The 14,821-nt window shown below is 60.3% G+C and carries 12 protein-coding genes; all 12 read right to left on the bottom strand.

Features of this window, described 5'->3' with window-relative positions; genetic code table 11:
• Positions 1-38: 38 nt before the first annotated feature.
• Positions 39-1,334: a nickel-dependent lactate racemase family protein gene (locus HN018_RS13430; protein ID WP_171836630.1), complete on the bottom strand. Its 1,296-nt coding sequence runs from the start codon at positions 1,332-1,334 to the stop codon at positions 39-41.
• A gap of 118 nt (positions 1,335-1,452) precedes the next feature.
• Positions 1,453-1,872, bottom strand: a complete 420-nt coding sequence (locus tag HN018_RS13435; RefSeq protein WP_171836631.1) for a GlcG/HbpS family heme-binding protein — start codon at positions 1,870-1,872, stop codon at positions 1,453-1,455.
• A gap of 264 nt (positions 1,873-2,136) precedes the next feature.
• A complete protein-coding gene (locus HN018_RS13440; protein ID WP_171836632.1) occupies positions 2,137-3,204 on the bottom strand; it encodes an aldo/keto reductase in 1,068 nt (355 codons plus the stop codon).
• Between the two features lie 54 nt (positions 3,205-3,258).
• A complete protein-coding gene (locus HN018_RS13445) occupies positions 3,259-4,263 on the bottom strand; it encodes an ABC transporter permease (protein WP_171836633.1) in 1,005 nt (334 codons plus the stop codon).
• Between the two features lie 3 nt (positions 4,264-4,266).
• Positions 4,267-5,751: a sugar ABC transporter ATP-binding protein gene (locus tag HN018_RS13450; protein ID WP_172443483.1), complete on the bottom strand. Its 1,485-nt coding sequence runs from the start codon at positions 5,749-5,751 to the stop codon at positions 4,267-4,269.
• A gap of 81 nt (positions 5,752-5,832) precedes the next feature.
• Positions 5,833-6,867: an ABC transporter substrate-binding protein gene (locus tag HN018_RS13455; protein ID WP_171836635.1), complete on the bottom strand. Its 1,035-nt coding sequence runs from the start codon at positions 6,865-6,867 to the stop codon at positions 5,833-5,835.
• A gap of 964 nt (positions 6,868-7,831) precedes the next feature.
• A complete protein-coding gene (locus HN018_RS13460) occupies positions 7,832-8,833 on the bottom strand; it encodes a 2-hydroxyacid dehydrogenase (RefSeq protein WP_171836636.1) in 1,002 nt (333 codons plus the stop codon).
• A 62-nt stretch (positions 8,834-8,895) separates the two neighbouring features.
• Positions 8,896-9,801, bottom strand: a complete 906-nt coding sequence (locus HN018_RS13465) for a 2-hydroxy-3-oxopropionate reductase (protein WP_171836637.1) — start codon at positions 9,799-9,801, stop codon at positions 8,896-8,898.
• Positions 9,798-10,631: an IclR family transcriptional regulator gene (locus tag HN018_RS13470; protein WP_171836638.1), complete on the bottom strand. Its 834-nt coding sequence runs from the start codon at positions 10,629-10,631 to the stop codon at positions 9,798-9,800. Before HN018_RS13470 ends, HN018_RS13465 begins: the two co-directional genes overlap by 4 nt.
• 1,471 nt (positions 10,632-12,102) lie before the next feature.
• A complete protein-coding gene (locus tag HN018_RS29395) occupies positions 12,103-12,447 on the bottom strand; it encodes a Mu transposase domain-containing protein (protein ID WP_408886717.1) in 345 nt (114 codons plus the stop codon).
• A gap of 27 nt (positions 12,448-12,474) precedes the next feature.
• Entirely contained in the window at positions 12,475-14,013 is a 1,539-nt protein-coding gene (locus tag HN018_RS13475; RefSeq protein WP_171836639.1) for a peptide chain release factor 3, read from the bottom strand.
• Between the two features lie 127 nt (positions 14,014-14,140).
• The gene (rpsD, locus tag HN018_RS13480; protein ID WP_171836640.1) at positions 14,141-14,758 is read right to left on the bottom strand and encodes a 30S ribosomal protein S4; all 618 of its coding nucleotides are present in this window, start codon (positions 14,756-14,758) and stop codon (positions 14,141-14,143) included.
• Positions 14,759-14,821 lie beyond the last annotated feature (63 nt).

The following is a 14,821-nucleotide window of genomic DNA, read 5'->3' on the forward strand; positions in this document are numbered from 1 at the left end:
ATGGTCGTGACGGCGGTGATGAAGCCGACACAGGAAGCTCAGGCACCGGCGAACACTGGAACGACATAGGGCCCTTCCGGAATAAATGCGATCTCCGGATCGTCGTGGCGCGCGATCGCATCGCGCAGGGCCGCCTCAATGTTGTTCGTAATGACCACCCCGGTGATCCGCTGCTCATCCGCGGTCAGCCCTGTCGTGTAGAGCTCGACGCGGCCGAGGCGCATGGCCTTGATCTGCATTTCGGTCTGCCACTCGTCTATCTCTGCCAACGACTTCGCAGTCAGCGTCGCGATGAAGCGATCGCGTCCCAACTCCATCAATCGCTCCTGCGCCTCGCGAAATTCGACCGAACCAAAGCCTTCGGAACAAGCGGACGCCATGATGAGGGTGCCTCCGGGCTCCAAGATGTCGAGTGGCGTCACCATGCCTTTCACGGTCTGGTAATAGGTCTTGTCGAGCGGATATCCGGCCGAGGACGTCACGATCGTCCTGAAACGCCGGGGCGAGTCGATCCTGGTGGATGCGGCGACGAAATTCACTGCCGCCAGATGGCTCTCGATGATCTCGCCGAAGGTGACGTGAACGAGGTGGCGATCCTCGTCGATGATCGTGTTCAACGCATAGCAGGCGCCAAGCCGGCGAACGATCTCGAGCTGCTCCTCGTGCAGGGGATTGCCGACCAGGTTGCACTGGACTGCAAGCGGATCCTCCATGAAGCGCGCCGAATGGAACGTTCGAATGGTATGGTGATGCGCGACGCCGGGCGCGACCACCTTCCGGCCACCCGACCAGCCGGCCATGAAATGCGGTTCGACGAGGCCGGTAGCGATCCGCAACTCCGCCTCCACGAAGCGACGGTCGATCCCGATCGGTGTCCCGCGGGTCGACGTCACCCCGAGGTCGACATGCATCGCATCGTCGCGAGCGAAATGGTTCTCGACCCGCACCCGTGCGAGCACCCAGGGATCGCCGATCAACTCGGCCAGCTCGTCGCCCTCGTTCGGACGATGCAGCCCCGTCGCGACGAGGACGATGATCCCCGAGAACGGGATCCCGGCCGCGACCAACGTCTCGATCATCGGGCGCAGGAACAGCCCGTTCGGCACCGGGCGGGTGATGTCGCAGATCAGGATGCAAGCGCTCGCCTTGCCGCGCGCCAATTCGGACAACGGTGCCGCCCCGATTGGCGCCGCGAATGCAGCCATGATTGCGTCGTATGGGTTCGACAGCTTGGGCAATACGCCTTTGCGGATCACGGTCGCGCGTGCGCCTGTCGGGAGGGCTACGGCCAGATGGCCTTTTCCGAACAGCAGGTCGATGTGCGACACTGTCATTTTCCACTTCATCCGCGATGGTGTCTCAGCCACCGGCCTCGATCGTTAATGGCACGACGATCTGGCTGGCGGCTCCGGTCATCCTGGGCTCATCCTGGGGTCGTACGGGATCGAGACGTCAGGTCTTATCACCCATGTTTCTTGCAAGAGCGGCCGCGACCTCGTCGGCAATTTGCTGATCCTCGACGGGAGCGAGACCGCTGATACCAATGCCTCCGATTATCGCGCCGCTTTGGCTGCAAATAACAGCCCCGCCGGGCAACCCCGTCAGCGTCGAATCCGCGAAATAGCTGGCCTGCACGCCTTCCCGCACCAGGCGCGCATGGAACGCGGTTGTGGTGACGCCGAGTCTCGCGGCGCTGTATGCCTTGGCCTCCGATAGTTTGATACTCCTGACCGGCGCCCCATCCATGCGTGAGAAGGCCAGGAGCGCGCCGCGCTCGTCGGTCACCGCGACACACATGGGGCGGCCCAATATGTTCGCCTGGATCACTGCTTCCTCTATAAGGTGGTGAGCGTCCGATCGATCGAGCTTCATGGCGTTGGGACCCTTGATGGTGTTGTCGGGGTCGGATGACCGCACCCCGTGAATTTTACCCAGCGCTCGCCGACTTCGCTATCGTCTGGAAAAAGCCTGACCGGAGTTGCACTCCTCGTTCGCACGATAAAGGCGAGCCGCTCAAGGGGACATTTCTCCAGGGACCCATCGCCCGATTTGATGGCTCGCAGGCAGTGGGGCCAACGAACCATCAAAGGGCACTTCTACGATCGTCCGGCGTCGAGCGAGCGTCTCGATCAAATCCTAGAACGCGTTGGTCTTTGGCAGATATTGCTCCAGCAAAACCAGATCGAGTTTCCCGAGTCGGTCGCTTGCGGTCATGGCCTGATGCCAGTACGGGTAGAGCAACGGCAACTTGCTCACGGCGTTCAGCCGCTCCATGTCGCTCTCGTTCAGCCGCAGATCCACCGACTTGAGGTTGGTCAGAAGCTGTGCCTCGGTATTCGCGCCGATCACCACCGACGACACTGCCGGCCGATGCAGCAGCCAAGCCAAAGCGACCTCGGCAGCAGAAACGCTGTGCTCGTCGGCAATCGCGACCAGCACCTCGATGATATCGTAGAGCCTGGTCTCGTCACGGATCGGCGGTTCCGGCCAGCCGGCGAAGTTGCGCCCGTCTTCCGGACCGGCCTGACCACGGCGATATTTACCCGACAGAAGGCCACCGGCAAGCGGGCTCCAAACGAGGATGCCCAAACCCTGGTCCAGCGCGATCGGAACCAGTTCGTATTCTGCCTCGCGCGCTTCGAGGGTGTAGTGGATCTGCTGGCTGACAAAGCGCGCGCTGCCAGCCCGATCCGCAGCGCCCAGCGCCTTCATGAGTTGCCAGCCGGTGAAGTTCGACACCCCGACATAACGGACCTTTCCGGACGAGACGAGCGATTCCAGCGCCGCCATGGTCTCCTCGACCGGGGTGAGGCCATCCCACTCGTGAAGCTGGTACAGATCGATGTGATCGACCTTGAGACGCTTCAGGCTCGCCTCGCAGGCACGCATCAGATAGTGGCGCGAAAGCCCGCCATCGTTCGGGCCGGTTCCCATCGGGAAGCGGGCCTTGGTCGCCAGCAACACCTGGTCACGCCTGCCTCTGATCGTTTCGCCGACGATCTCTTCCGAGGTTCCGGACGAATAGATATCGGAGGTGTCGAGCAGGTTGACGCCGGCGTCCAGCGCGATATCGACCATGCGTGTGGCCCCGGCCTGGTCGGTATTCCCGACATGGGAGAACCGCGCCTTTCCGCCGAATGTCATGGTGCCAAGGGTAAGGGCGGAAACCTTCAAGCCGGACCGGCCAAGTTGGCGATATTCCATGGTCGTCATCTCTTTCGTTGTTGCTGGAGTGTCGGTCAGGTGCGTAAATCGCCGCTACTTGATAATCCCGATCTTCTTGCGATCAATGGTTATGAAGACCGCAGTGACCAGAACGAAACCTTTGATGATGTTCTGAAAATAGGGGTCGACTCCCCCCATGTTCATGCCGCTCGAAAGGAGCGTGATGATCAATACTCCGAGCATGGTATTCATGATGCTGCCGAGGCCACCCGTCAAAGGCGTGCCGCCGACCACCACAGCCGCGATAACATCCAGTTCGAGACCGAGACCGAGCTGCGATGTCGCGGCCATCGTGCGCGCGCCCTGCAGCAGCCCAGCCATGCCACACAGTGCTCCGAGTAGCACATACATCAAGATCTTGACGCGCCTGACTGGGATGCCGGTAAGGATCGAGACACGCTCGCCACCACCGATCGCCCGTACCTCGCGACCGAAGACAGTATAGTTTATGATGCACCAGGCGACCGCCGCAAGAGCCAGACCGATCACGACCTCATGGGGAATACCGTAACTGATCCCGGAGTAGGCATCGAGGAAACCGTCATTCTCGATCGAAACCGGCGCGCCACGCGTGAAGTACAGGACCAGACCGCGATAGACGACCATGGTTCCCATCGTCGCGATGAAAGACGGAACCTTCCCGACCGCCAGCAGCAAGCCGTTGAGACAGCCGCACATCGCTCCGACCGCAATCGCCGGGATGATTGCCCAGGCACCGAGCGTGTTCGACGTCACGGCTGCCACCAGCGCTGACACGGCGACGATCGCGCCCACCGAGATGTCGATTGACCCCGCCATGATGATAAAGGTCATGCCCAGTGCAGCAACGAGAAGCACGGTTCCCTGTTCGAGCACGGTGGAGAGATTGTCGAGCGACAGGAAGCGGCGCGACATGGCCGTGAAGACCGCAACCAATACGACGAGAAAGATGAGGGGGAACCCCCGTCGCAACAGCTCGATCCGCGGAATATTCCATCGCTCGGCTGGGATGACCTTCCTGTCCAGGTCGGTTACGGTGCTGATCTTGTTCATCATCATGCCTCAGGTCATGTACTTCACGATGTCATGCTCTTCGACGCCGTCCAGCGAGGGGTATTCACGGGCTACTACACCTTGCCGAAGAACGACGAGACGGTCCGACATGCCGATGAGTTCCGGCATATCCTCGGACGAGAGAAGAATGGCGAGGCCTTCGGCCGCCTTCTGGCGCATGAGCCCGTAGATTTCGACGCGGGCACCCATGTCCACTCCACGCGTGGGATTGTTCAGCAAAAGGAGCGACGGACCGACGGCGAGGCACTTGCCCAGCACCACCTTCTGCATATTCCCGCCCGAGAGCGAACGACACGGTGCGTCGGCGCAGGCCGTCCGGATGCCGATCTGCAAGATGAGATCGTCGGAGATCTCGCGGGCACGCGACCTGTCGAAGAACGGTCCGTGCGACGGCGGCCGCGCCATGACGAGATTATCCAGCACGCTGAACCCCGCAATAAGCCCCTCGTTGCCGCGATCGCCCGGAAGGTATGCGATCCCCTGCTGCCAGGCCGCGCGCGGCGTCGTGGGGTGATAGTCCATCCCCGCCAGATTCAGGTCGCCGTGAACTAATTTCTCGTCGCCGACGATGCCGGCGAACAGCGCCTCCGCGCCGGCGCCTTTCAGACCCGCAAGTCCGACGATCTCGCCACGCCGCACCTCGATGCTGAGGTCGTTCAACTCCCGGCCTACCGCGACCCCGCGCGCGCGCAGGATAGCGGGTGCGGCGAGACCAGGCGGCCCGCGCGGCGGATACGTGCCGTGCGACAGATCCCGCCCCACCATCAGGCGATGAATTTCATTTGCCTCGATGCTCGCGGCCAGGAAGGAACCAACGAACCGCCCATCTTTGAGAATGGTGAGATCGTCAGCCGCCGCAAGCACCTCGCTCAAATGATGCGACACGAAGCCAATCGTCATGCCCTGCGATTTCAGCTCCTGCATGACGTTCAGTACCGCATCCACTTCGCGATGATCGAGGTAGGCCGTCGATTCATCGAGTAGAAGCGTGTTGGGGTCCGATGAGATGGCGCGCGCAATCTCCACGCATTTCAGCTCGCCAAGGTTGAGCCGATCGATATTGGTCGAGACCGAGATTTTGACGCCAAGCCGGTCGAGGGCAGCCTGTGCCACCGTCGCCATCTGTTTCCGCTTCACGATCCCGAGCGGCCGCGCATATCGGCGCAGGCTTCCAATAAAGATGTTTTCGGCGATCGTCAGCGACCGGTTGATCGTGATTTCCTGATGAACCAGCGCCACACCGCGCGCCGTGGCATCGACGATGGATTGCGGAGCGAAGGGCGCATCGTCCAGCGTCATCGCGCCACTGTCGGGACGCATCGCACCGCCAAGCATGCGGAGCGTCGTGGACTTGCCTGCTCCATTCTCGCCGACGATGGCATGAACCGTACCTGTACGGAGCGTGATAGAGACATCGCTCGCCGCGAGGGTAGGGCCGAACCGCTTGTTCAGATTGACTGCAACGAGCGTCATGGAGCGCAACCATTCATGAAATAACCGGAAATACAGGAGGTCCTCGCACCACGACGGATGCGAGGTTGCCTTGTCGTTCAATTACTGGGAGTAGTGTACCTCGAAGGCCGGGGACAGGGGCGCGTCCTTGTTGTAGACCTTCGAGTGAACCTTGAAGTCGTAGTTCGGCTGTCCGCCAGGGAAGTCCCTCACGTAGCGGGGAACATCGGCCTTCGTCATCGGCAGCAGCTTGAGCTTGATATTCGCCTGGTCAGCCGGAATCTTGAAGCCGTGAAGATAGTTGTACATTATCTCCAGCGCGATACCGCCCTGTACCCAGTGACCGCCAATGTCGAAGATCTGTTCGCCGTTTTTGACCTCCTCGACATTTTCGGGATTGAGATCCATTCCGACGACGATCACGTCCTTGCCAGGTACCTTGCCCTTGCTCTTCAGCGCCGCAAGTACGCCCATCGCGGTCGGGTCGTTTCCGCACCATACTCCAGCTATATCGGGATGACCCTGATAGAGGGATTCAAAGGCCGTCTGTGACTGGTCGCGCACGAAATTTCCGTCCACCTCGCCAACGATCGTGACGTTGCCATCTTCATCGACCGCTTTCTGGAAACCTTTGCGGCGGTCAATCGCGACCGATGTACCGGCCGTTCCGTTGACCACACCGATCACTTTCTTCCCTTGCGGGTCAGGCTTGACCGCGGCAAGCAGTGCCTTGCCCATGTGGTAGCCGGAGTCGAAGTCGCTCGGTCCGACGAATGCGATATAGTTGGTGTGCTCTCCGGACTGCGGTGCGAATGTAGTATAAGTGTCCGTGATGATAACGGGGATGTTCGCACGCTTGGCGAACCTGATAGTGGCGGGCGCAGTCGACCAGTAACCGACCGAGATGATTCCATCGACTTTACGAGCCACGAGATCCTGTGCGGCCTGGGTCATCTGATCCGGCTTGTTGTCAGCATTCAGGACGACGAGGTGGACGCCGAGCTGGCTCGCACCCGTCTGCAGGAACGTGATGTCTCTGTTCCAGAATTGTGAGTCCAGTGTCGGCACAACGACGCCGATTGTCGGCTCGTCGGCTGCCACAGCCGCCGTGGATAGGCCGCACATCGCGACCGCCATGAACATTGTCTTATTGACGCCTGAGAGGCGAGGCATGTTTCTATCCCTTCGCTTTTCTTGCTTTGTGGTACTCGGGTTGATCAACGGTAGCGTATCCGAGTCCGTTTCTGACACGATATCGGTTAATGATAGTGTAGTCGCTGGTTCACACATGGTGCCATCACTGGCGACCGCGTGGCGAATGCCGTAATCTGGGTCACCATCCCCAGCTTAAGAGAAGCCTCCAAGAGGCCTGGCGTCGTGGGCGCCGACAACGGTCTCGTAACGATCGACTATTGCAGGTGCGATATTCGCACTCATTATCTATTCCCCCAAGCGGTCGGGTCTCAGTAGCCCAACGCGCTCTGCTGCAAAGTGCCTTATTTACTACGTGACGTCATCAGCCGATTACGCTTTTCCAGTTCAGTTAGCGTGTAAACGGTTCAGATGATCGTGTGTCTGAGTTATTTCCGAAGGCATGCCACCTGCATCGCTTAACTGTAACTCGCCGAGACGGAAGTGATAGTTGTGTTGTTTCAATGTTTTGCGTCTCGGGCCAAGGCGTGTTTCGATGCAGTTGGCACCGCGCATCATCATCCTGGCGCATGCGGCTGCCGTGCAAAGCGTTGACGACGCTGATCCCGAAACCAGAGGCGATCGCCCTGGCTGCCTCATCCCGAGAAGAGCCGTGGGTGTTCGAGTTCCGGGCGTTCAACGAGACGATTCCCGTTCGTCGGTGCCGATCGGCATCGGATTGACAGCCGTTTCCGCCAGGTCGATGCACCGGCGCCTGTCGGACGAGTTTCTCCGGTAGTACGCGGGCGCTGCAGTCGTTGGATCTGGAACAGGCGTAACTGCCCCAAAGCCAGCAGGCAGAGCGAATACCGGTTGCGGCATGGCTTTTTTCCTCCTGGTGGTCTGCAGGCGTCTGTCCCCTGTGGGCGACCTCCAGTGAAGGCGGGGGTCAAAGAGCTTTCCTTGCCAATTACATGACTGTTTGCGACGCGTCGCGACGGGTCAGTGCGTCTGCATTGATGCAGATATCAGGTGGCCTGCCAGACAGCACAGCCAGTACGTTGCGCGAGACGATCTCGCCCATCTGCAGCCTGGTCTCCTCCGTCGCGGAGGCAATATGCGGGACGATCACGAGATTTGGCAGGTCTATCAGGCCTGGTGCGAGCTTGGGTTCGTCCTCAAAGACGTCGAGTGCCGCACCCCAGATGCGATGCTCGCGCAAGGCCTCGACAAGCGCCTTCTCGTCGACAACCGGGCCACGGCTCGCGTTGATCAAGATCGCCGTCGGCTTCATCCGCCCGAATTCATGCGTACTGACGTAGTGGTGCGTTTCTGGCGAAAGCGGCACGTGTAGTGTCAGAAAGTCCGATCGCGTGAGGAGCTCGTCCTTGCTGACGAAACGCGCGCCGGACTCCTCTTCAATCTCGCGATTTGGTGCCACGTCGCTGTAGATGATCTCCATATCGAAGCCACGCGCCTTTCGGGCCACGTTGCGTCCGATCCGGCCCGCCCCAGCGATACCGAGGACCTTCCGATCGACATCGACGCCTATGAAGAACATCGGCTTCCACCCGTCCCACCGTCCCTCGCGCAGGAAGCGCTCGGCTTCGGGAATGCGGCGCGCCATCGCGAGCATAAGAGCGATCGTGTGCGTCGCCGTCGCGTCGTCGAGCACGCCGGGCGTATTGGTCAGTGCGACACCGCGGTCGGTGGCCGCAGGCACGTCGAAATTGTTCGTGCCGACCGCATAGTTCGCGACGATCCGGCAAGCCGGCCCCGCAGCGTCAAGAAGGGGACCGTCGATGCGGTCGGTCAGTAGCGACACGATGGCGGCACAACCGGAGACGTTGCGACGAAGCTCCTCGGGCGAGAGTGCGCGATCCTCGGGGTTCACGGTAACGTCGTGCTCCGCCTCGAGGGCCTTGATCGTCAGATCGGGGATCGCCCGCGTAACGTAGATTTTATGTCTCATTAATCTTGCCTCGTCCGTAAGCAGCAGCGGCGTCTCTTGAGAGCTGTGTTGTTCTTCTCCGTCTACTCCGCGGCATCTTTAGCCATGGATTGTCCGATCTCGTGGTTGGCGAGCAGTTCGAGGGCTCGAACCATGGACGAATGATCGTCGCGGCCGCCACCATGCGCCTCGCACGCGCTGAACAGCGACCGAGCCAGAGCCGTTGCGGGAAGCGACACTCCGAGTAACCGGGCATTCTCAAGTGCGAGATTGAGATCCTTCTGGTGCAGTTCGACGCGAAAGCCCGGCGTGAAATTGCGCTTGATCATCCGTTCGCCATGAACCTCGAGAACGCGGGAGCTGGCGAAGCCGCCGAGCAGCGCCTCGCGCACGCGCGCCGGGTCTGCACCTGCACGCGACGCGAACACCAACGCTTCGGACACTGCCTCGATCGTAAGCGCGACGATGATCTGGTTGGCTACCTTTGTCGTCTGACCGGCGCCGTGCTCCCCGACCCGGTTGATGTTGCGCCCCATCAATTCGAGGAGCGGCCTCACGTGCTCGAACAGGTCGGCCGGGCCGCCGACCATGATGGTCAGCGACGCCGCTTTTGCCCCGACTTCGCCGCCAGATACCGGCGCGTCGAGGCACCCGATGCCACGCTCACCGAGACGCGCAGCGAACTGCTTGCTCGCAAGTGGCGAGATGGAGCTCATATCGACGACAATTGACCCGGACTTCGCGGTCTCAATCACGCCTGCGGGTCCGAATATCACGGCTTCGACATCAGGCGTGTCTGGCACCATGATGATGATAACGTCCGCATCCGCCGAAGCCTCGGCAGCACTCGCGCATCTCAACACGTCGCCGTCGCCCATGTTGGATGGTACGCCCGAACGGCTTGCAAGGCTAACCCTATGACCGGCCTTGATCAGGTGTTCTGCCATCGGGCGCCCCATGACGCCCAAACCGATAAATCCAATATTCAACGCCCCTTCTCCCTAGATTTGGCCGCTCGCGATTTCGGCGGCTTCGTTATATCTGCGGATGTGCAGTATACGGATTCGGATATAGCGTTCGCTGCCGCCATTACTTGTGCTGCTAGCGCATCGAACCGTTTGTCCTCGACCTGCTCCAGCGTTCCGACCGCACTGATTGCAGCGATAACCATGCCATCGCGATCACGGATCGGTGCGGCGATGCAGCGGCAGTTCGGCGCCTGTTCCTCGTCATCGATCGCCCAACCCCGGCGCCTTACATCTGCGAGCTGGAGACGAAGACCCGCGGCACTCATGACGGTCTTCGGCATCCGCTTTTCGAAAGCAAGGCTCGCTATAACAATGTCGAGCAGTTCGGGCGGCATCCAGGCGATCAGGCTCTTGCCAAGGGCACTGCAGTTGACGGGAAATCGTTGGCCGACGTGAGATTTCACGATTATGTCGCGCGCACCTTCGACGCGTGCAAGATAAACCGCCTCGTTCTGCTCGAGTACACCCAGATGACAGGTGAGCTGGACCCGCTTTGCAAAGTCGCGAAGTATCGGCATCGCGTCCCGTTGGAGATCGTTGCTCTCGTTTGCGATACCGGCAAGCTCGAACAACCTGAGCCCCAGACCGTATCCGCCCAACGATCTCCGCTTGATCAAGCCAAGTTCACACATAGTCGAGATAAGATGATGCGTGGAGCTCTTTGGCATGCCGAGCCGTTCCTGGATACCGGTGAACCCAAGGCCAGGTTCGCGGGCAACCGCTTCCAGAAGGGCGACACCCCTCCCAAGCGCCGGAACCTTTAGATTGGATACTTCCCCGACTTTGTTCATTACCTGGAACTTAAGTTTCTTTTGTTGAGTTGAAGCTGCGCGCCACCAAATCGATTGTCAACGACCTATACTCAATGATGAATTGTCGGCAGCTCACGGCAAGAACTTGTGCAATGCAAAATCTCCGTTCGTTCCAATTGCCGTGCTGGTCCGGTCGATCCTGGAAAATGGCACACCAGCCCTTGGTGGCAGCCATCGCCGCGGGCGCCACAAGAGACCCATGCTTTTGGACGCGCCCTAGCTGTGCAATGTCGCCATGGAGGACAGCCTCGGTCGGAAGTTCGTCGATCACTCGGGGTCGGGCTCGGAAGGGGTTCTTGTCTTCGATACAAGGGTCCGATGCGGGCCCATCACCCAAGGTTCGCGAAGGTCTCTGCACACACTGCAAGGTTAGCGGTACGGTAAGGGTTAATCTCGTGATTCTGCACAGAATGAATAGCCGGGACTGTCGGCGGTAGACGAGATCGTCTGGATTTCCGAACGTGAGGATAAGTGGATATTTCGTGTTGGTTGGTATGGCACGGCACGGTTCTCCGACACTTGCCAGCCTCGACCTGACCTTCAGGGTAATCATCGGCCAGGCATCACAGTATGATGTCTGATCAGACAGCTTAACCGATCGGGTGGCATTAATTTTATTTCAGCGGAAAAGCCGCATATTATTAGGCGCTCCAAAGAGAGGCACTCTGATTATTATTTAATCTACAGACTTTATCGAGGCCAGTGGCTAGGGGTCGCACGAAAGAAGTCAATGCGTGGAAACACCCAACCTGTCGTCTGCGCCAGATCTCCCGCTCAGAGGACCGGGTATCCGCGCGAGGAGCTTGTAACGGCGGGCTTCGGTATCTGAATAAGGAATGGATTGATCCGGAAAAAGGCGAAGGCAGTATGGACTGTAAGAGCGACCCTCATAATTTTTCTGATGTAGACGGATTCACGTTGATTTTGGCATCCTGATGATTATTGCATTCTGTATTTTTGGCGAACGACACACATGCCAAACTAGGCTTCGCGATTTGCTGCGCTCGTAGCCGGATGCTGCTACGGGCCATTTGCGTGCATAGTAATCTCACTGCTTTAGGGGTGTACTCTTAAAACGTACGAGCCTCGCCGACAGATACATCACACATCGTCATAATGCAGCTTCGATCGGATCACTCGTAGGTCTGTCTTTGCCGAGGCAGATCATGAGTGCTCGGCGTCCCATGACAACTAGGCCGCCCTTACCTCCGACGCCTAGATAGGGTTTACCGTCGGTTTTTATAGCCGGTCGCAATTCTATTCGCTTCTGCGTCACTAGAACTTCAACCGATTAGGCGGCGTTGCAAGTTTTCACTCCAATTCGGCATAGTCATAAATGTACGCCGGCTATATTCGAGGCGCTGGCGGGGGCTAGTCACTGCGGGTACCAATCCCAACGGAAGGATACCGGGGCAAGTACAAAAACCCTGCTCGAAACTCAACGTGGTGTTCATGATCGTTTCAACCAGGGCGCTGGTGGCCGGTCCGACCTCGGTCCCGAATGCCCGGATCTGCGCCGGATCAGACGCGATGGGAGCGAGTAGACGTGGCCGTGCAGTTCGACATGGCCGTCGCGTGCGACCCGGCAGCGCGTCCACTCTGCATAGGCGCAGATTGCCAGGGCTACCGGCCGGCACCGGGCTTGCGCATCAGTCGAGCATTCATGTCGCCCTCGAGGTCTTCCGGCATGTTCCGGCCAATCACTGAGAGCGGATATTTCCTGCAACCGGTTCCTTATCCGCAGGAATGTTGAACAGAACAGGCACCCATTGTTCTCATCACCGACAAGAGCCACTGCCTGGTCAAAGGTTGTTGGCAGTCCCTAGCTGAAATTGCTGCCAATCTGCTTGATGTCCACGAACCGCAACTCGGCGTTCATTTCCGCGGTTCGGCGCATCATGAAAGCTGAGCTTGCGAGAAACACCGGGTCGCCATCCAAATCGTCCGCCATCGCGGTCCGGTTGGTGGCCACAAAGTTCGCCAGTCGCAGCTTGTCGCCGTCCACCCAACGCGCGAGCGAGAACGGCGTGGATTCAAAGCCGATCCCAACCCCGTATTCGCCGGCAAGGCGCGCCTGCAACACGTCGAGCTGCAGCGTGCCGACCACGCCGACGATCGGCGGGCTGCCATCCTGCGGTCGGAACAACTGCACCACGCCCTCTTCCGCCAGCTCCTGCAGCGCCTGACGCAGCTTCTTGGCCTTCATCGCATCGTCGAGCCGCACGCGCCTCAGGATCTCGGGCGCGAAATGCGGCACGCCGGTGAAGCGGAGCTCCTCCCCCTCGGTCAGCGTGTCGCCGATCCGGAGCGTACCGTGGTTCGGAATGCCGACGACGTCGCCGGCGTAGGCTTCCTCCGCAAGCTGCCGATCGCGGGCGAAAAAGAACTGCGGCGTGTGCAGCGCGAACTGCTTGCCCGACCGCACGTGCTTGACCCGCATGCCGCGCGTCAGCTGGCCGGAACAGACACGCGCGAACGCCATGCGGTCCCGGTGGTTCGGATCCATGTTGGCCTGGATCTTGAAAATCAGCGCGGTCATGGTCGGCTCGTCCGCCTGCACGACGCGGCCGTCGGTCGCCTGCGCGCGCGGCTGCGGCCCGAAGCTCACAAGCGCGTCGAGCAGGTCGGTCACGCCGATCTCGCGCATGGCGCTGCCGAAATAGACCGGCGTCAGATGGCCGGCGTCGAAGCTTTCCCTGTTCCATTCCGGCAACGCCGCCTGCACCAGCTCGAGTTCCTCGCCCAGGGCGATCATGCGTGGGTCAGACTGCTCCAACGGCACCGACACATGCACCTCGCGAGCGCGCAGGTCGTAGGTCCCGACGAAGTTGGAGGCACGTCCGATCGGCCAGGTCGCCGGCGCGGTGTCGAGTGCCAGCGCCTGCGATACCTCTTCCATTAACGCGAACGGGTCCTGCGCCTCGCGATCCATCTTGTTGACGAAGGTGATGATCGGGATGTCGCGGAGACGGCAGATCTCGAACAGCTTGAGGGTCCGGGCCTCGATGCCCTTGGCAGCATCGATCACCATGACCGCGGAATCGACTGCGGTCAGCGTCCGGTAGGTATCCTCGGAGAAATCCTCATGGCCGGGCGTGTCGAGCAGGTTGAAGATGCAGCCGCCATACTCGAACGTCATTACCGAGGTGACGACGGAGATGCCGCGGTCGCGCTCGATCCCCATCCAGTCGGACCGGGTGCGGCGTCGCTCGCCTTTTGCGCGCACGTTGCCGGCGAGCTGGATCGCGCCGCCGGCGCGGAGCAGGCGCTCGGTCAGCGTGGTCTTGCCGGCGTCCGGATGCGAGATGATCGCGAAGGTGCGGCGGCGGGAGATTTCGGATGCTAGGTTGGACAAGGCCAAGGGGCTCCGCCCCTGGACCTAGCCCAAGGGCTGTCGCCCTTGGAACCCAGGGTTTAGATAATTGGGTGTCCAGAGGGCGACTGCCCTCTGGTGGAGTTGCAGGAGGTGGAACCTCCTGCGGTAACCATCAGCGCGAGTAGAACTCGACGACCAGGTTCGGTTCCATCGACACCGGATACGGCACGTCCGACAGCTTCGGGCTGCGCTGGAACTTGCCCTTCATCGCACGATGATCGACCTCGAGATATTCCGGAACATCCCGCTCGCCGCTCTGTGCGGCATCGAGCACGACGGCCAGCTGCTTCGACTTCTCGCGAACCTCGATCGCATCGCCGTCGCGCACCAGGAAGGACGGAATGTTGACCTTCTTGCCGTTGACGGTGACGTGGCCATGGTTGACGAACTGGCGGGCGGCGAACGGCGTCATCGCGAACTTGAGGCGATAGATCACCGCATCCAGCCGGCGCTCGAGCAGGTCGATCAGGTTCTCCGAGGTGTCGCCCTTGCGACGGACGGCCTCGTCATAATACTTGCGGAACTGCTTCTCGCTGATGTTGCCGTAATAGCCCTTGAGCTTCTGCTTCGCCATCAGCTGGACATTGAAGTCCGAGGGCTTCTGCTTGCGGCGCTGGCCGTGCTGGCCCGGGCCGTATTCGCGCTTGTTGATTGGCGACTTCGCACGACCCCAGAGATTGACGCCGAGGCGGCGGTTGATCTTGTACTTGCTTTCGAGGCGCTTGGTCACGAGCGCGCTCCTTTCTTTTCTTCGGTGCGGCGCGCGTTCAGGCCAGAAACCCGTCGCCCTGTT

Origin of the sequence: Lichenicola cladoniae, assembly GCF_013201075.1 — a bacterium.
Lineage (GTDB): Bacteria > Pseudomonadota > Alphaproteobacteria > Acetobacterales > Acetobacteraceae > Lichenicola > Lichenicola cladoniae.

What these genes read in the sequence shown, in the direction of transcription:
- HN018_RS13430 (WP_171836630.1), bottom strand. Translation starts at nt 1,334, where the DNA reads ATGACAGTGTCGCACATCGACCTGCTGTTCGGAAAAGGCCATCTGGCC.
- HN018_RS13435 (WP_171836631.1), bottom strand. Translation starts at nt 1,872, where the DNA reads ATGAAGCTCGATCGATCGGACGCTCACCACCTTATAGAGGAAGCAGTG.
- HN018_RS13440 (WP_171836632.1), bottom strand. Translation starts at nt 3,204, where the DNA reads ATGGAATATCGCCAACTTGGCCGGTCCGGCTTGAAGGTTTCCGCCCTT.
- HN018_RS13445 (WP_171836633.1), bottom strand. Translation starts at nt 4,263, where the DNA reads ATGATGATGAACAAGATCAGCACCGTAACCGACCTGGACAGGAAGGTC.
- HN018_RS13450 (WP_172443483.1), bottom strand. Translation starts at nt 5,751, where the DNA reads ATGACGCTCGTTGCAGTCAATCTGAACAAGCGGTTCGGCCCTACCCTC.
- HN018_RS13455 (WP_171836635.1), bottom strand. Translation starts at nt 6,867, where the DNA reads ATGGCGGTCGCGATGTGCGGCCTATCCACGGCGGCTGTGGCAGCCGAC.
- HN018_RS13460 (WP_171836636.1), bottom strand. Translation starts at nt 8,833, where the DNA reads ATGAGACATAAAATCTACGTTACGCGGGCGATCCCCGATCTGACGATC.
- HN018_RS13470 (WP_171836638.1), bottom strand. Translation starts at nt 10,631, where the DNA reads ATGAACAAAGTCGGGGAAGTATCCAATCTAAAGGTTCCGGCGCTTGGG.